The sequence below is a fragment of the Gordonia sp. 11cp genome (assembly GCF_057767225.1).
On sequence record NZ_CM173437.1, the window covers coordinates 1,738,879 to 1,755,908 of the forward strand.

Annotated in this window: 12 protein-coding genes and 1 pseudogene; 9 read left to right on the forward strand and 4 right to left on the reverse strand. The window is 60.8% G+C overall.

Annotation, left to right across the window (positions count from 1 at the left end):
* Positions 1 to 120: 120 nt before the first annotated feature.
* Together AC3B6C_RS07680 and AC3B6C_RS07685 are read right to left on the reverse strand one after the other, a co-directional pair.
* Complete coding sequence (locus tag AC3B6C_RS07680; RefSeq protein ID WP_369519011.1) at positions 121 to 3,153, reverse strand: MMPL/RND family transporter; 3,033 nt, start codon at positions 3,151 to 3,153, stop codon at positions 121 to 123.
* Positions 3,154 to 3,232: 79 nt separating this feature from the next.
* Positions 3,233 to 3,571 carry a DUF4873 domain-containing protein gene (locus AC3B6C_RS07685; protein ID WP_064572173.1) on the reverse strand — a complete coding sequence of 113 codons (339 nt, stop codon included), beginning with the start codon at positions 3,569 to 3,571 and terminating at the stop codon, positions 3,233 to 3,235.
* A gap of 132 nt (positions 3,572 to 3,703) precedes the next feature.
* Here AC3B6C_RS07685 and AC3B6C_RS07690 point away from each other — a divergent pair, with 132 nt between their 5' ends.
* The 9 genes and pseudogenes from AC3B6C_RS07690 to AC3B6C_RS07730 all read left to right on the forward strand — a co-directional run.
* Positions 3,704 to 4,672: an AurF N-oxygenase family protein gene (locus AC3B6C_RS07690; protein ID WP_238422774.1), complete on the forward strand. Its 969-nt coding sequence runs from the start codon at positions 3,704 to 3,706 to the stop codon at positions 4,670 to 4,672.
* Between the two features lie 159 nt (positions 4,673 to 4,831).
* Positions 4,832 to 6,352 carry a flavin-containing monooxygenase gene (locus AC3B6C_RS07695; RefSeq protein WP_238422784.1) on the forward strand — a complete coding sequence of 507 codons (1,521 nt, stop codon included), beginning with the start codon at positions 4,832 to 4,834 and terminating at the stop codon, positions 6,350 to 6,352.
* Between the two features lie 46 nt (positions 6,353 to 6,398).
* The gene (locus AC3B6C_RS07700) at positions 6,399 to 7,268 is read left to right on the forward strand and encodes an SDR family NAD(P)-dependent oxidoreductase (protein ID WP_238422775.1); all 870 of its coding nucleotides are present in this window, start codon (positions 6,399 to 6,401) and stop codon (positions 7,266 to 7,268) included.
* The gene (locus tag AC3B6C_RS07705; protein ID WP_238422776.1) at positions 7,265 to 8,338 is read left to right on the forward strand and encodes a ferredoxin--NADP reductase; all 1,074 of its coding nucleotides are present in this window, start codon (positions 7,265 to 7,267) and stop codon (positions 8,336 to 8,338) included. The genes AC3B6C_RS07700 and AC3B6C_RS07705 overlap by 4 nt, the downstream gene beginning before the upstream one ends.
* Positions 8,328 to 9,233 (forward strand): alpha/beta fold hydrolase, encoded by a 906-nt coding sequence (locus AC3B6C_RS07710; RefSeq protein ID WP_064572152.1) that lies wholly within the window; start codon positions 8,328 to 8,330, stop codon positions 9,231 to 9,233. The genes AC3B6C_RS07705 and AC3B6C_RS07710 overlap by 11 nt, the downstream gene beginning before the upstream one ends.
* An 85-nt stretch (positions 9,234 to 9,318) precedes the next feature.
* Positions 9,319 to 10,071, forward strand: a complete 753-nt coding sequence (locus AC3B6C_RS07715) for a TetR/AcrR family transcriptional regulator (RefSeq protein WP_238422777.1) — start codon at positions 9,319 to 9,321, stop codon at positions 10,069 to 10,071.
* Positions 10,072 to 10,373: 302 nt separating this feature from the next.
* Positions 10,374 to 11,000 (forward strand): TetR/AcrR family transcriptional regulator, encoded by a 627-nt coding sequence (locus AC3B6C_RS07720; protein ID WP_488375586.1) that lies wholly within the window; start codon positions 10,374 to 10,376, stop codon positions 10,998 to 11,000.
* Positions 11,001 to 11,086: 86 nt separating this feature from the next.
* Complete coding sequence (locus AC3B6C_RS07725; RefSeq protein WP_033206569.1) at positions 11,087 to 14,128, forward strand: MMPL/RND family transporter; 3,042 nt, start codon at positions 11,087 to 11,089, stop codon at positions 14,126 to 14,128.
* 243 nt (positions 14,129 to 14,371) lie between these two features.
* Positions 14,372 to 14,878, forward strand: a pseudogene (locus AC3B6C_RS07730) (transposase); the annotation flags it as partial.
* A gap of 56 nt (positions 14,879 to 14,934) precedes the next feature.
* On the opposite strand, the gene istB reads toward AC3B6C_RS07730, so the two are convergent.
* Both istB and istA read right to left on the reverse strand, forming a co-directional pair.
* Entirely contained in the window at positions 14,935 to 15,699 is a 765-nt protein-coding gene (istB, locus tag AC3B6C_RS07735; RefSeq protein WP_004021756.1) for an IS21-like element helper ATPase IstB, read from the reverse strand.
* Between the two features lie 6 nt (positions 15,700 to 15,705).
* Positions 15,706 to 17,004, reverse strand: a complete 1,299-nt coding sequence (istA, locus tag AC3B6C_RS07740) for an IS21 family transposase (protein WP_165629285.1) — start codon at positions 17,002 to 17,004, stop codon at positions 15,706 to 15,708.
* Positions 17,005 to 17,030 lie beyond the last annotated feature (26 nt).

Consider the following 17,030-nt stretch of genomic DNA (forward strand, 5'->3'; position numbering starts at 1 on the left):
TCATGCTTATGCCCCTCCTACCTGTTGACGGAATGGTCGGGATATTCAGCGACCGACGCTTGTCAGATCCCCATGGGTCCGTCCGCGTGAGTTTGTCCGTCCGCGTGACTTTTGCGATGGTCAAGGGGCGAGCCGGAAACGGTCGATGTCACCCGGCCACCAGCTCGCAGTGCCCAGCAGCACCGCTAGCGCCGGGACTACTAAGGTCCGCACCAGGAACGTGTCGAGCAGCAAACCGACACCGATGATGAACCCGATTTGCACCATCACATCGATGGACCCGACCATCAGCCCAAACATGCTGGCCGCGAATATCAACCCAGCCGAGGTGATGACCGACCCGGTGTAAGCGACGGTACGCATTACGCCGACCCGCACGCTCCACCTCGTTTCCTCTCTCAGCCGTGACACCAGCAGCATGTTGTAGTCGGCGCCCACCGCCACCAAGACAATGAACGACACCAGTGGCACGGGCCAGGCGATCCCGGCACCGAGGATGTGTTGAAGTACGAGCACACCAATACCGAGAGCCGCCATGTAGTTCAAGACGACGGTTGCAAGGAGATAGACAGGTGCAACGACGGCCCGCAACAGCAGCATCAGGATCAGACCCACGATGAGAAGGGTGGCTATGCCGAGCAGTTTGAAATCGTACGACAACAGCCGCTGGACGTCGGAATTGATCGCAGGAAAGCCCGCAACAGAAGCACGTCCGCCCTCCAGAGTGGTGTTCGGCATCGCGTTCTCGGCGACGCTGGACAGCTCGTTCGCCAGCGTCATTGCATCGGCAGAGTATGGGTCGTAGGCGGTCTGTACCGCATAGCGCACGGTTTTCCCGTCGGACGAGATGAACTGTCGAGCGACCTGACTGAACTGCTGGTCCTTGAACGCATCCGCGGGGAGATAGAAGCCGGTTGCCGAGTCAGAATCGCCGACCTCCCGTGCGGGAGCCCGAAGCTGTGCGGCGACCTGTGCCAGTCCACTGAGTAGCTGAAGGTTGCTGTCCACCAGAGCACCGACTCCGTTCGACAACTGACGCGCGCCGTCGGCAAGTGCGCCGACGCCGGATTCGAGTTGCGAGAGCCTGTTCCCCAGGTCCTGTCCGCCGATGGCTTGTAGTGCAGAATCCAGCGTTTGAAGAGAACGCTGCAGCTGTGCAATGTTGGTCGAGCCTGGCGCACTCACGCGGCCGAGCTGCGCGGCAAAGTCAGCCACCCTCCCAAGCGACTGATCATCCGCGAGTGCCCGGATGTCGGCCGTTTGCGCGCGCAGTGCCGAGCACTGCGCGATCTGCTGGCACCACGGATTGTCTAACGCGGACAACGCCGGCGCGACCGCATCTGCCGCAGACTGGGCCCGACGTGCGAGTTGAGACAGCTCAGGCGCTTGCTTGGAAAACTGTCTAAGCCTTGGGGCAGCGTTCGCCAGTTGGTTCACAAGCGGCCGATACTCGTCGAGCTGCGGGCCAAATGACGACACCTCGTCGAGCAACCCCGACAGCGGAGCGAGGTTGGAGGATATCTGGTCTTCTAACAGTGCCAGGCCTCCGGCGAGCTGCTCTGACCCCGTCTTCAGGACGGCCAGATCACCCTTGCGGGCCTGTCCATCACCGGTCTCCTCGGTGATCTTGGTACCGATCTGATCATTCTGCCAAGATAATTGCGCCTGCTCTAGCTTCTCACCGGTCGGCCGCGTCACGCCAATGACCCTGGTCACGCCGGGAATCTGCGCGACGCGGGAGGCTAGCTGGTCGAGGTCGGCAAGGCCCTGAGCCGTGCGCATGTCGTTCTCGGACTCCACCACCAAGAATTCTGAGATGATGATGTCTTTCGGGAAGTGGCGGTTGAGAAGCGCGTATCCTTCGTTGCTCCCTGTGTCAGTTGGCTGCCCCTCGCGATCGTCGTAGGTGATCTGAATTGTTGCGGCGACCATGGCGAGGCCGATCAACACGACCACACTGATCGCGAGCAGAGGGACCGGCCGCCGGATAACCATGACTCCGACTCTTCTCCAGTAATCCCGCGTCAGGTCACGGCGGGGAAGGCCGGCACCTTTCTTGGCAGCGAAAGAGAGTACGAGGGGCAGCAATGTCACCGTCGCCAAGAATGCGAACGCTATGGCGATTGCGCAGGCCGGACCCAAAGTGTTAAACACACTGAGCTTGGCGAAGGCCATAGCCAGGAACGCTAGGGCCACAGTGCCCGCCGACGCTAGAACCACGCGGCCGATAGTTGCATTCGCGTGGGCGATAGCGACATCAGGAGAGTAACCCGCTCGAATACCTTCATGATAGCGGCTGATGAGGAACACCGAATAGTCAACTCCGGCACCGAAGATGATGACGGTCATGAACATTGATGTGAACTGGGATACCGGCATGCCCAGCTCGCCCAGTCCAGATAGAACTCCGCGACCCACAGCCAAGCTCATGCCCACGACAAGCAGCGGCATCAGCGCGGTGAAGACCGAACGATAGACGATCAGGAGGATCACGGCGATCAGCAGCACGGTGGCAACAGTGATCAGGACCAGATCCGACTCGCCCACGGCGAGTTGGTCGCTAAAGGTCGCGGGCGGGCCTGTCACACGGACTGTCGTCCCACTGTCACGAAAGATACTCTCAGCGATCTCACGCACCGCTGCGACCGCCTCCGCGGTATCGGGTCCCCCGAGTGTGCCGGCCACTCCCACGGGCAGATACCAGGCTTGCTTGTCTTTGCTGAGAGCCTGACTTGCGGTGAGGGGATCGCTCAGCAGGTCCCGGACAGCGATGACGTGCCTGTCGTCCGCCCGCAGGGTGTCGACAAGCACGTGATATCGATCGCGGGTGTTGTCGGACAGGCCTGCACTGCTCTCCATCACAACGAATACAGTGGTCTTGGCGCCGCGCTCGTCGAACGAGGCACCCATACGGTCCAAGGTCTGAAAAGACGGGACTCCGGCCGGGATTGGATCCACAGATTGTTCCCTGACCACCGACTCCAGTTGAGGAAAGACAAGGCCTAAGCCGATAGCAGCGCCGAGCCAGACCAGCGTCACAATTCCTTTGCGCCGGAGGGTAAACCATGCAACCCGCTCAAGGGTCGGACTGTACTCGCCGAGTCTCTCGCCCCCTCTCGACGGGCGGGTTCGAATGGGAGACGAACTCACCATGTGCAATATCCTCTCGACCTACAGTGGGCGACCCAATCGTGCGGACCCGTTTCGCGAACGTCCATGCGGTGGATGATTGTCACTTGTGGTGATGCTCGACCATGTTCTCGACTTCCTCGAGAGTGGTGGGCAGGTGGTATGGGGGAGTGCTCTTGCCTGAGATGCGGTATCGGCCCCAGAAGTCGGGATCCCCGACGACACACTCCGCTCGGCCCTCGGGGGTCGTAAACACAGCGATCGCGCGAGCGCCTTTCAGGAGACCGTCGAGCTCTTCATTCTTCTGAATACGGCCATACCAGGTGTACAGGCCGTTCAGCGGCTGGAAATAGCCTTTGATCTTCGCTTCGACATGGATCTCCGCCCCGCGGCACACCAGGGTCCCTTCGCCGGAGTAGTCGAGGTCATGGTCGTCAGACATACAGTCCTACCTTCTTCGCACTGAGCGTTGACAAATATCGCAGTTCGTGGATACTAGCAGTACCAGATACTACGAGTAATGGGTACTGGGCGCCAGACCCAACTCCCAGCCTTGAACGACCGAGGAGACGACATGACCGTGCAGGATGTCCAGATGAACCCCGACTTTTCGAAGGAGGGCATGGCTCGGGTGAACGGGCGTAAGCCCGTCGACATGGAACGATCTGCGGGTCGATTGCTGCGGTCTTCCGCAGAGAAGTTCTACGACGCGGAGATCGACATCGACTGGGAGTCGCCCTGGGAGGACGGCAAGTGCTTTCTGCCAGAGCATCGAGTGTCGCTATACGGCACCAGGCTGTGGGACAAGATGACTGAGGAGCAGCGCCGCGAGTTGGGGCGCCATGAGATCGTAAGCATCCTCAGTTTCGGCATCTACGCAGAGAATCTGTTGAGTTCAGCGCTTCTGCGCATGTCGGCGAAGGGGGCTTTAACCGATCAGAAGTCTCTATACGCGTTGACAGAGATCGGCGATGAGTCCCGCCACTCCACTATGTTCGCGCGCCTCATCAACAAGACGGGCGTGCCCCCCTACAAGCTTCCTAAGGGCTTCTTAAGCTTCGCGAAGATCCTGCATTTCGTCCCTCTCGGGCCGTCGGTGTCTGGAGCTACGCTGTTGATCGAGGAAATCCTGGACCGCGCCCAACGCGAGGCGATGAACGACCCCAACATGCAGCCGCAGCTTCGCCAGCTCATGAAGATCCACGTCCTTGAGGAAGCCCGCCACATTACCTTTGCGCGACTGGAGATGATCGAAGGCATGCAGCGTCGTCGTAAGGCAACGCGCGCCTGGCACCGAGGCGTGCTCGCCGTCATCGCGAACCTGGCGTACCCGCTGCTCATCAATCCGAAAGTGTACCCCGCAGTGGGAATTAGTCGCTGGCGTGGCGTGTGGGCGCAGCAGACCAGCCCAAACTACCGAACCAACCTGCAATTTATGTCTGAGCCCATGATTCGGTTCTTCCATGAGGCGGGAATGTTGGAAGGCAAATTCACAATGGCCATGTGGCGTGCGACGCGCAGCCTTCCCGACGATCTTCGCTGATCTCCGTTCACGCGACCGTGACGTCGTGATCGACACTATAGACCCGCGCGAAGCATGCTCGATCGCTTCGCGATCACTTCCGCCTCAACAGATCACCTGCCGCCACTGTGCGCAGGTGATGTGTTGTGCGATCCAACCTACGAGGGAGAAAGCATAACCATGGCATCATCGACTACCCGGCGCGCCACGCGCGCAACCGCCAAGACGGATTCAACCAACGACCCGATTTCCACCAAGATTCTGATTATTGGAAGCGGGTTCTCTGGTCTCGGGATGGCCGCGCAGCTTAGACGTCGCGGGTATAGCGATTTTCTGATTCTGGAAAAGGCCAGCTCCGTCGGCGGGACCTGGCGCGACAACACCTATCCAGGCTGTGCATGTGACGTTCCGTCGCTGATGTACTCGTACTCATTCGAGAGTCGAGGTAGCTGGTCGAAGGTGTGGTCATCACAGCCAGAAATTGAGCGGTATCTACAGGATGTCGCGGATAAGCGTGGCGTGACACAAAAGATTCATTTCGGCCAGAAATTGGTTTCTGGATACTGGAGCGAGTCGGAGTCGCGGTGGCACCTGCGCACTGAGTCCGGACGTGAGTACATTGCTCAGTTCGTGGTGTCAGGAGTCGGCGCGCTGCATATCCCCAATTTCCCCGAAATTTCGGGTATTGCGGACTTTAAAGGCGACGCGTTTCACTCCGCACAGTGGGATCATTCGGTGGATCTAGAGGGCAAGCGTGTCGCCGTGATCGGCACTGGCGCCAGCGCTATCCAGTTTGTACCTTTCGTGCAGAAGGAGGCCATGTCCCTCAAGGTATTCCAGCGAACCCCCGCCTGGGTCCTACCCCGCAAGAATTTCTCCGTTCCGCCGGCCCTGCGGACTCTTCTGAGTAAACTCCCGATTGCACGTCGTATCGCCAGGTGGTCGGTGTACTGGGGTGCGGAGAGCCTGGCCTTCGGCCTCAACGGTCACTCTAACCTCATGCGGCCAATTGAAAAGGTCGCTCAATGGAACATCGAACGCTCCATCACTGATCCGGCATTGCGCAAGAAACTGACCCCGTCGTATCGTATCGGCTGTAAGCGGATTCTGGGGTCAAACGACTATTACCCGGCGCTTGCGGCACCTAACACCACTGTCATCAGCGACCGGATTGAGAAGGTGACCGCTGATTCCATCATTACTTCAGACGGTGTCGAGCATCTCGTGGACGTTATAATTTATGCGACCGGTTTTCACGTGACTGACGGTTTCGATCAGCTCGCCCTCAAGGGCGCCAGTGGCGAGGATCTCCCGTCCCATTGGCATCAGACTGGCATTAATACGCACCTGGGCATCACGACCGAGGGTTTTCCCAACCTGTTTTTCCTCCTCGGACCCAACACGGGCCTCGGCCACAACTCCGTGGTGTTCATGATTGAGCAGCAGATCAAGTACATCATGAAGGCAATCGACGCAGTAGAACGCCGAGGCGCTGAGAAGGTCGACGTACGCCCGTCCGTGCAGGAACGTTTCAACACCGACATCCAGCGGAAGCTGGCCAAGGGAGTGTGGACCAACGGCGGCTGCACGAGTTGGTATCTCGATTCGAAGGGCGTCAACCGCACCGTGTGGCCGGGCTTCACCTGGCAGTACTGGCGCGCCACGAAAGATTTCGAGCCCGCCGAGTACGACATCGCCTGATGCCCGAACGCACGGAGACACGATTCGAAGAGATGGTGGGACGACGGTGAGCAGTTCTAATCGGCATGACTATACCGGCAAGGTGGCAGTGGTCACCGGTGCTGCGTCAGGGATCGGGCGATCTCTGGCACTCCAGTTGGCGAAGCGAGGTGCGGCATTGGCACTGTCCGACGTTGATGAGATGCACTTGAAGGAGACTGCAGAACTTTGCCGCACCACGCATGGGGCAACGGTAACCGCCGCCGTGTTAGACGTTGCGGACCGTGCTGCTTTTCAGGACTATGCCGACGCAGTGCGGTCAGAGTCCGGCCACGTAGACATGGTGTTCAACAACGCCGGCGTGGCTTTGGGCGTCGACGTAGTCGACATGGCCTGGGAAGACTTCGACTGGCTCATGGGCATCAACTTTGGCGGAGTCGTGAACGGGTCAAAGGCGTTTCTGCCTCACCTGATCGCGTCCGGGGACGGACATCTCATCAACACATCGAGCGTGTTCGGCTTGGTCGGAATCCCCAGCCAAAGCGCCTATAATGCCGCGAAATTCGGCGTCAGAGGCTTTACCGAGGCGCTCCGACAGGAGATGAAGATCAGTCGTTACCCGGTCACAGTGACCTGTGTGCACCCGGGGGGGGTAAAAACCAATATCGTCAACAATGCCAGAGGCGTCTCCGCCATGGGGGCAGACACCGCGACTGTCGCCTCGCTGTTCGACAAGATCGCACGAAGCACCCCAGAGAAAGCAGCGGCGACAATCCTGAAAGGTATGGACAAGAAGAGAGCGCGAGTGCTGATCGGTGCGGACGCCCGCGGTTTCGACTTCGTGGCACGGGTGATCGGTCCCCGCTACCAGGACATCGCGGCTCCACTGACACGAGCGGGTTACGCGGTCGCACGTAGACAGGGGATCCTCAAGTGACCGTCGAACCCGATTCACGTCCGGCTGCCGCGGCGGCCCGCTCACGCACCTTAACCGTCTCGGAAGTGATCCAGGAAACGAAAGACTCCGTTACCATTTCGTTCGAAATCCCCGACGCCATGGTCGAGGAGTTCAAGCATACCCCAGGGCAATTCATCACCGTCAAGATCCCATCTGATCGGACCGGTCATGTCGCACGGTGCTACTCATTGAGCAGCTCGCCTCACGTCGACGACTTCCGTCTCGAGATCGGCATCAAGCGGACCGAGAACGGTTACGCATCGAACTGGCTGTGCGATAACGCGATCACGGGAATGGAATTGACCGTCCTCCCGCCGTCAGGGCATTTCACGGCGAAGAATCTCGACGTCGATTTTCTATTCTTCGCAGGAGGAAGTGGGATCACTCCGGTCTTGTCGCTGATTAAGTCGGCACTTGTGTGCGGCGGGGGCGAAGTCACACTATTCTACGCGAACCGCGATGCCGAGTCGATCATGTACGGGGGGCAACTGACGCAGATCGTCTCCGAGTTTCCTGAGCGTTTCACCGTCTTCCATTGGTTGGAGTCGGCTATGGGTATTCCGACGCCTCAGAATGTCGAGTCCGCCATACGTGAGCACCGCGGTGCACAGATTTTCACCTGCGGTCCGGCGCCGTTCATGGATCTGGTGCAGAAGTCGGCGGAGGCCTGCGGTGTCGAGCACTCCTCGGTACATCGAGAAGTCTTCCAGTCACTGACCGGGGATCCGTTCGATACAGCCACGATGCGTCAGCTTGGTGACGACGACGGTGTGGCGACCGCTACGGTCTATCTGAATGGGCAGTCCATCACGACTGAGTGGCCGCGCAACACGCCGTTGCTCGACGTGCTACTGGCCCAAGGCCACAATGCCCCGTACTCCTGCCGAGAAGGAGCCTGCAGCGCGTGTGTATGCAAGCTGGTCGAGGGTGATGTAGAAATGGCGCAAAACCACATCCTCGTTGAGGATGATGTTGCCGACGGTGAACGGCTCGCATGCCAGGCACTTCCGCTGACGGATGCTGTCACGGTGAGCTTCGATGACCTCTGAGTTAGCGAGTGCGTCGCGAGGATCGCGTGACCTCGAGGTCCTTTCCTCCGACGGGACCAAGTTGTTCGCTCAGGAATTCGGTCCGGGCCGGGATGCTCCGCTCCTAGTCTTTAGTCACGGCTGGGCTTGTCAGGGACGTTTCTGGCGTCCGCAGGTCGAGCAGTTCGCGGCGACGCATCGGGTGGTGGTCTACGACCAACGCGGACACGGGTTGAGCGACCGGGGCCGGGTACCGTTCTCGGCGAAGCTCCTGGCCGATGATATGGAGGCCGTAGTCCGGGCAGTGGCGACTCCCGCCGACAAGGCTGTCGTGGTCGGACACAGCATGGGAGGCATGTCCATCATGAGTTGGGCGGCTGAGTACCCCGCCTCGGTTTCGGAGCTGGCCCGCGGAGTAGTCCTGGCAAGCACCGGGCCATCACAGTTGGTGGATCGGTCTACATTGCTCAAGGTTCCCCGACAGCTACGACCGAGACTTGAGCGGGCCTTCGCGGCCAGTCTTGCAGTCGCCGGACCCGAGATGCAGGGCACGCGTTTGTCTCGCCGCCTGATTCGTTACGGAACCCTGGGCCCGGGCGCGACTGCCGAGGTAGTCGATGAGTGCGCCGACATCGTGTTGCGATGCCCACCACAGGTGCGCGGGATGTGGGGTTCAGTGTTGGCGACAATCGACGTCAGTAAGGGGGTTGACTCGCTGGAGGTGCCGGCGACGGTCATCGTAGGTGATGCCGACAGACTGACCCCAGCGACCCATTCAGTGGATCTCGCAGCGCGCCTGGGTCGGAAGGGCGTTCTATTTGAATTCACTCTTCTTGACAAAGTCGGTCACATGTCCAACCTAGAGGCCGTCGAAGACTTCAATTCAGCCGTGGCCAGATTAGACAAATCCGCCTGAAGCGGGTCTCGTCGACCCAACCCATGTTCACTGGCTAGTGCGTCACTGGCGCGACAAGTCAGCCATCCTGATAACGTAGGAGGTCATGTCTGTAGTCCGTCGCATCTCCGCGGCCCCGGTGAAAGTGCAGCGACGTGTGCGCGACGCTCGAAGCACGCGCTGGGACGACCACCGCGCCGTCGTCAAAGCTGAACTCGTCGATGCAGCGATACGCGCGATCGAAAAGTTCGGCGATGCCGTGAGCATGGACGATTTTGCGGAAGAGGCTGGTGCGTCGAAGCCTAAGCTCTACCGCCATTTCGGTGACAGGGCTGGGCTCTACTCCGCCGTGGCAGCCCGTCTGGGTTCTATGATGTGGGAGTCAGCGCAGTCAACTCTGCTCTCCGGACAGGCAGACAGCACCGTCGACGAACTTTTCCGTTCAGCGGTGTCCGCATACGTATCCTTGGTTGATGAACATCCAGCGGTCGTCCGTTTCCTCATGACGAACCACATGTTCCAGTACTCTGAGTCCGGCGAGGGTGGGGCCGCAGATCAGCTGAGATCGGCAATGGAGATTATTTCCGACGAGTTCGCACGTGGCCTCCGAGAGGTCGGTGCCGAGGAGTCCCCCGTCGCCGTAGCAGTAGCCTCCATCCTGGGGGCCGGCCTATCAGCGACCCAGTGGTGGATCGATAACGGTCGGCAGAATGGAATGAGCAGGGACATGTTTGCCGCGCACCTGTGCCAGACGTCGTGGGGGATCATAGACGGCGCTGCGGCCACAGTAGGCGTTCGATTTCATAGGGACAGGCCCTTAGGCAACCCTGGATTCGCCACTCGCCTCGACGCCGTCTGATCCCCTTCGTACGGGTGGTCCGCCCTGTAGTCACGCACGCGGCAGAACTGCTCACACAAACGGAGCGCATTTCACAATCCTGACTGCTGGCTGTCATGGGGGATCATCCTTGGTCGCCGCTCATCTTAGTAGCGAAGCGCTACAGACAGTACTGTTGACGACAGTGCCACAGTCGTGGCGCCACTCATAAGGCCCCCCCTCGAGCCTTCCATCGGTACCGCCACTGGCTGTTTCGTTCTGTTACCGACGGTATTGTTGTGCAGTCAGAGGTTCTTGATTTGGTTTCGTAGGGAGTGGCCAGGGTGGAAACCATCGATTTCGACGATGTTGACCCGAGGCGGGTTCGGTCGCGCCAGCGTTTGTTGGATGCCGCTGTGACCTTGCTGAACAGCGGCGGGGTCGAAGCCGTTACCGTGGAGGCGGTCACTCGACTGTCTCGTGTTGCTCGCACTACCTTGTATCGTCACTTCGAGAGCTCCACAGATCTGGTGGCGGCTGCTTTCGAGCGGTTGTTACCCCAGGCCGAGACCCCCGCGATGACGACGTCGATCCGCGATGACCTGCTAAAGCTGATGCAGCGGCAAGCTGAACTAATCGAGCAGGCACCGCTGCAGTTGACGACGCTGGCATGGTTGGCAATGCTTCCCGAGCAGCCCCGGCAATCCGGGCAATCCGACGGGGATCAGAACGCGCTCGCGCCACTGCGTCGTCGAGTCGTCGAGCAGTATCGAGAACCATTCGATCGAGTTTTGACGAGTGACGTGGCCACGGCTGAGCTCGACAACTTCGATTTGACCATGGCTGTCACCCAGCTCGCGGGCCCGCTGATCTTTGCCAAGCTCACGGGCATTCGGTCGATGACCGTTGGCGATCTCGAACAGCTTGTCGACGATTTCCTCATGGCCCACCGGCGACACCAAACCTCCTGACCTCCTTCCCCATCTACGGTACTGCTAGTACCGTAACGATACCGTCGGTTTCGTAGACGGGCTGGGTCGAGGGTGAGGTGCTGCATATGGTGGTCCAACGTCCAAGTGGTGGGCGCTTGGCGGCGCGCCGGTTGGCGGAACGCAGCGAGTACAGCACGACATTGGGGCGGTTGGCACGGTTCACCTTGGCGCACAGATTCCTCGTCATCGGGGCGTGGGTGGCTGTGGGTATCGTCTTGGCGATTCTGTTTCCCCAGCTGGAGACGGTGGTGCGGCAGCAGTCTGTTGATCCGATCCCTGCTGGGGTTCCATCGTTTCAAGCACTCGATCAGATGGGTGGTGCGTTCGGTGAGAAGGGCGCCAAGACCACTGTTTTCGTGACCATGGAGAACCCGAACGGGTTCACCGACGTGGCGCGGGAACGCTACGACATGCTCGTTCTGCAGCTGCGCGAAAATTTCGACGATGTGCAGTCAGTGCGGGATTTGCTTTCCGATCCGACGACGGCCGGCCAAGCCTTGAGTGAGGACGGGCAAGCCTGGTACCTGCCTGTCGGGGTCACCGGAACATTGGGAGGGCCAACGGCCACGCATGCTGTGGAGACCGTGCGCCAAACCGCGCAGCGCGTGTTTGACGGTACGGGCACCACTGTCCATGTCACCGGGCCGACAGCCACTTTCAGTGACCAGATCGTCAGTGCTGAAAGCGATTTAGTCGTGATCACTCTGGCGACGGTGGCGCTTATCGCGATCATTCTGTTGATCGTTTACCGATCGCTGTTCACCGCGCTGGTGCCGTTGTTGGTGATCGGTGTCAGCCTCGGCGTGGGCCGTGGCATCTTGTCCGCACTCGGCGAACTCGGTATGCCGGTATCGCAGTTCACCGTCGCGTTCATGACCGTCATCCTGCTCGGAGCCGGGGTCGACTACTCAGTCTTCTTCATCAGTCGCTATCACGAACGGCTACGCCAGGACGCCACCACCGAGGTTGCGCTCGTGGACGCGACAGCAACTATCGGACGGGTCATCCTGGCTTCAGCTGCCACGGTGGCGCTGGCCTTTTTGGCGATGGTCTTTGGTCAGCTGAGCGTGTTCTCCACCTTGGGTCCGGCATGCGCGATCGCCATCCTCATCGGATTCCTCGCCACGGTCACCCTGCTACCACCGGTGTTGCTGTGGGCGGCACGATTCGGCTGGGGCGCACCCAGGCGAGATCTGACCCGAAAGTACTGGAATCGCGTCGCCGTGCTCGTCGTGCGGCGTCCTGTGCCGCTGCTGGCACTAACCCTGGTCGGGCTAATCGTGCTTAGCGTCTTCGCGACGGGCATCCAGATCACCTTCGACGATCGTGAGGGGCAACCCGCGACAACCGACAGCAACGAAGGCTACGCGTTGCTCGACCGTCATTTCCCTCAAGACGTCACTATCACCGAGTTCCTCGTCGTAGATGCACCGATCGATCTCCGTACTGCCAGCGGGCTGGCCGATCTTGAGCAAATGGCCTCACGTGTATCCCAGATCCCCGGAGTGACTCGAGTCATCGGCGTTACCCGTCCCACCGGGGACAAGCTCGAGCAAGCCGAGCTGTCCTGGCAGAACGGCCAGATCGGGAACCGGCTGGCGGGTGCGGTCGACGATGGCCAGAACCGCCGCGGTGACCTCGAACAGCTCCGTACAGGCGCATTCCAACTCGCCGACGGGCTTACTCAGCTCGACACCCAGGTACGCACCAACTTGGCCCCCCTGGCCGGCATCCTCGATCAGGCAAGCACAGCCGGGCAGCAAATTCAGCAGTACCAGCCACTACTACGCCAACTCGCCGCATCTGCACCAGCGCTCGATCGCGCTTCTCAGAATGCCCCACAGCTGGCCGCGCTCACCCGCCAAACATCTGCAGCCCTGGCAACAGTGACCTCGATCCTGCCCATCCTCGATAATGCGCCCTGGTGCACCCAAGTCCCGCAGTGCGCAGCTCTGCGCGCGCAGACCCGCAATCTCGACGCCCTACTGAGCAACGGGACCCTCGACCAGATCGCCACGCTGTCAACACAACTCGCGCAGCTGGATACACCGATCTCAACAGTCACCGACCAACTCACTTCCACCGTCAACTCACTGGGCTCCACGCTGGGAAGCATCAGCAGCCAAGACCTTCCCGGCAAGCTCACCCAACTGCAAACAGGTATCAGTCAACTCGCGGCGGGATCACGCCAACTCGCCGCCGGTGTATCCGCGCTGATCGACAGCAACCTTCAACAACTCGCCGGGATGGCCGCGCTAGCCACACAACTACAAACCTCCGCCCGCGAGACCGCCGGAACAAACTCAGCAACCGGCTTCTACCTCCCACCTCAGGCCAACGCAGACCGCCGTTTCGTCGACGTCGCTCGCCAGTTCGTCTCGCCCGACGGCCATACCGTGCGCTACGCAATACAAACCAGCTTCGACCCCTACAGCACCGAGGCCATGCAACTGGCCGACACAATCACCGATGTCGCACTCGCCGCCAGACCGAACACAACCCTGCAGGACTCCAACATCGCGACAGCCGGGTTCCCCGCCATCAACGCCGATCTGCAACGTCTACTCACCGAAGACTTCCGACTCCTAGCGTTGGCCACCCTCACCATCGTCGGCCTGATCCTGATACTCCTACTCCGAGCACTCATCGCGCCGCTATACCTTCTGGGCACCGTCATACTCAACTACACCGCGGCACTGGGTATCGGCGTCCTGATCTTTCAACACATCCTCAAAACCGACATCGCCTGGCCCGTACCACTACTGGCCTTCATAGTCCTCGTCGCGGTCGGCGCCGACTACAACATGCTTCTCATCTCTCGCCTACGCGAAGAATCCCAAAACAACATCCGCATCGGCGTCCTGAGAACCGTCACCAACACCGGATCAGTCATCACCTCGGCCGGCCTCATCTTCGCTGCCAGCATGTTCGGACTCATGGCCGGATCCATCTCGATCATGACCCAGGTCGGACTCATCATCGGCATCGGCCTGCTGCTCGACACCTTCATCGTCCGCACCATCGTCGTGCCGACCATCGCCACACTTGTCGGCAGAGCAAGCTGGTGGCCGAGTACCCGAACCGACACGCATCCAGCGTCCCGCTAGTACGCACGCACGTGCCGAGATCTGACCGGCCCCGCCAGTCATCCAGCCATCGCGCCCACCTCATCGACTGACACCCGCTCGACGGTCGGCCGCGGCACCACACCCGACCCACGTGCGAGCGCCCCTCGCGTCGTTGACGCTGGTAGAACTCGCAGGAGGGCCCGTCGCGGCGTTGGGGACTGTCGCTGATTCGGTGTAAGTGGTTTTGATCGCCCCCGGCGTGGGGCAGGAGGAATCACGACGATGACCGACACAATCGGGGGCGTGGATGCCCCGGTGGCAGGGCCGGTTCAGACCGGTCAGGAACACGATGTCACCACCGCGGATGCGGTGCGTGAGCTCTCGAAGGCCGAGCAGGCTTTGGTGAGCGATCTGGTACGTAGCTCACGCGCTCAGGGAGTGGCTCTGACCGGTCCTGACGGGCTGCTCAAAGCGCTGACCAAGAGCGTGCTCGAAGCCGCGCTCGATGAAGAGATGACCGAACATCTTGGCTATGACAAACATGACGTGGCCGGCCGCAACACCGGCAATTCACGCAACGGCACGCGCACGAAACGGGTCCTGACCGACGCGTGCGGGCAGGTGCCCATCGAGGTGCCCCGCGACCGCAACGCCACCTTCGACCCGGTAATTGTCGGTAAGAGCAAACGTCGCGTCACCGATGTGGATCGGGTAGTGCTGTCGCTGTATGCCAAAGGCCTCACAACCGGCGAGATCTCAGCGCATTTCGCCGATGTCTACGGTGTCAACGGCGGCTGAAAACTGACCCCTTATCGACGGTTGAATTTTGACCCCCTTTGGTGTGGTTACTGGTCGGTGTTGACGAGTTCTCGTCGGGCTTTGGTGCGGTAGGAGTCGCCGTCGATAGCGATGACCTCGGCGTGATGGACGAGGCGGTCGATGAGTGCGGCGGCGACGACGTCGTCGGCGAAGACTTCGCCCCAACGGCCGAATGGCATGTTCGAGGTGATCAGAATCGAGCCTTGTTCGTAGCGACTGGCAATGAGTTGGAAGAACAGGTTGGCGGTGTCGGAGTCGAATGGGAGGTAGCCGATCTCGTCGATGATGATCAGTCGGTAGCGGCGGAGCCGTTTGAGTTCGGCGGCCAGGCGGCCGGTGGTGTGTGCCTCGGTCAGGCGGGTGGCCCATCCGGTGGCGGTGTCGAAGAGCACGGGGTAGGCGTTGTGTGCGGCTTTGATCCCGAGCGCGATCGCGAGGTGGGTTTTTCCCACCCCGGGTGGTCCGAGAAGGATCACGTTGTCGCTCTTGGCGATCCAGGTGCTGGTGGCCAGGTGGGCGATCACATCACGACGCAGTCCTGGAAGGTGGTCGAAGTTGAAGTCCTCGAGTGTTTTGACCGCAGGGAAGCGCGCGCCGCTGATCCGCAGCATGGTGCCGTTGGCTTCGCGTTCGCTGACCTGGCGGTCAAGAATCGCTGCGAGGTACTGCTCGTGGGTCCAGTTGTCGGTGCGGGCCCGCTCGGCCAATTCCGCCCAGCATCGGCGGATCGCTGGCATCTTCAACGCCCGCGCCGCGAACTCGATCTGTTTACCTGTTTGATTGTCGGACACAGTCTTTCACCTTTCAATGCTGGTGGATGTGGTGGGCGGGTGAGCTTGGGGCGGGGTGGCAAAGTTCACCCCGAACAGCTCGTCGTAGTCCGGTAACGCCCGGATCGGCACCTCGTGGCCATCAGGGTGGGCGCGGATGCGGGCGGCGTTTCGGGCCCGGTTGGCGAGGTCTTGGCGGCGGTAATCGCGGCGCAGTTCTTTGGCTGCTCGCACGTGCTGAGGGTCGGCGATGGTGACGTGGTTGGCCCAGCTGCGCGCGTGGTCGGCGACGGTGACCTCGCCGCAGAGGATGCGCACCTGCTGCAGGTCGGCAGTGATGTCGACGAACCGACCGATCACCGACGGGTGCACCGAATAGTCATTGCCGGCTACACGTACGTAGTAGTCGCGACCGAGTCGCACCCGGCTACTCAAGCCGATATGCGGTGCGGTCGGAGGTAGGCCGGTCATCTGCTCGAGGTCCTCGGCGAACACGTCACACGGGCGTCGATCACCGATCGCGCGCACCACTCGGGTGTTGGCATGATCGGCCAGCCACCGATCGAACTGGGCGGTGAAATCGGCCGGTGAGCTGAACTGGCGGCCCGGCAGGAACGAGCTCTCGAAGAACCGGTTGTTGCGTTCGACCATGCCCTTGTACTCGGGGTCTCGCGGTGGCGCCAGCTCCAGCCGCGTACCCAACGTGCCCACGAAGCCGGCCGCCAACGCGGTGGGTGTGCCCTTGGGGCCGATCGCGGCTTCGCGGTCCCACACCAGTTTGCGGGTCACCCCGCCCAGTTGCGACAGCAGCAGCCACATTCCCGTCAGGATGTCTCCGCCCTGGCGAGACGGGATCATCACCGCCGACCGGTACCGGGAGAACGCCAACGTCATCACCAACACCGGTAGCATGGCGAACTGATTGTGGCTCAGAGGGATTCGGTAGTCCGGAAACCACAAATCCCACTGTGAACAGCCGCCGGGCTGATAGATCACCCGATCGGCTGGATCTACCCCACGAAACTCTGGACGAATAGCCCGGACCCGGTCTTTGAGGACCGTCAACGACCTCGTCCACCCAACCCGCTCGGCGATCACCGTCGCCGGCATCGTCGGATACTCCCGCAGCAACGCCCGGATCTGCGGTTCGAACGCGTCGACCGCCGAGCCCGTCGCCGGCCGCGAGTACTTCGGCGCGGTATCCGAAGCCAACGCCGCACGAACGGTGTTGCGGGCCACCCCCAACCGGCGCGCGATCTCCCTGATCGGCACACCCTCACTGCGATGCAAACGGCGGATCTCTGCCCATTGCTCCACTGAAATCACCCTCCTAACAAGACGGGGGGGGTCAA

Excerpts from the sequence above, each read along its gene's own strand:
- AC3B6C_RS07685 (WP_064572173.1), bottom strand. The coding sequence starts at position 3,571 with ATGTCTGACGACCATGACCTCGACTACTCCGGCGAAGGGACCCTGGTG.
- AC3B6C_RS07715 (WP_238422777.1), top strand. The coding sequence starts at position 9,319 with ATGTCTGTAGTCCGTCGCATCTCCGCGGCCCCGGTGAAAGTGCAGCGA.
- AC3B6C_RS07695 (WP_238422784.1), top strand. The coding sequence starts at position 4,832 with ATGGCATCATCGACTACCCGGCGCGCCACGCGCGCAACCGCCAAGACG.
- AC3B6C_RS07710 (WP_064572152.1), top strand. The coding sequence starts at position 8,328 with ATGACCTCTGAGTTAGCGAGTGCGTCGCGAGGATCGCGTGACCTCGAG.
- AC3B6C_RS07725 (WP_033206569.1), top strand. The coding sequence starts at position 11,087 with ATGGTGGTCCAACGTCCAAGTGGTGGGCGCTTGGCGGCGCGCCGGTTG.
- AC3B6C_RS07690 (WP_238422774.1), top strand. The coding sequence starts at position 3,704 with ATGACCGTGCAGGATGTCCAGATGAACCCCGACTTTTCGAAGGAGGGC.
- AC3B6C_RS07680 (WP_369519011.1), bottom strand. The coding sequence starts at position 3,153 with ATGGTGAGTTCGTCTCCCATTCGAACCCGCCCGTCGAGAGGGGGCGAG.